This is a genomic window from Vogesella mureinivorans (assembly GCF_007644035.1).
GTDB lineage: Bacteria > Pseudomonadota > Gammaproteobacteria > Burkholderiales > Chromobacteriaceae > Vogesella > Vogesella mureinivorans.
The window spans coordinates 1-283 of record NZ_VMTV02000169.1 but is presented as its reverse complement, the minus strand read 5'-3'; the positions used below and the strand labels follow the sequence as shown (position 1 = coordinate 283).

Annotated in this window: 1 pseudogene; it reads left to right on the top strand. The window is 71.4% G+C overall.

What is annotated here, in order from left to right:
- Positions 1–283 (top strand): annotated as a pseudogene (locus FLQ44_RS06335) (lipid-A-disaccharide synthase); the annotation flags it as partial.

Sequence of the window (283 nt, the reverse complement as noted above, 5' to 3'; positions counted from 1 at the left end):
CAGGCGCTACCCGCTGGCCCGCTTCGTCGGCGTTGGCGGCCCGCTGATGCGCGCCGAAGGCTTCGACAGCTGGTGGGACTGCAGCGAACTCGCAGTGATGGGCCTCGCCGAGGTGCTGCGCCACCTGCCGCGCCTGCTGAAGCTGCGCCGCCAGCTGCACGCGCGCCTGCTGAAGCTGAGCCCCGACGTGTTCATCGGCATCGACGCGCCGGACTTCAACCTCGGCCTGGAGCGCCGCCTGAAACGGGCCGGCCTGCGCACCGTGCACTACGTCAGCCCTTCG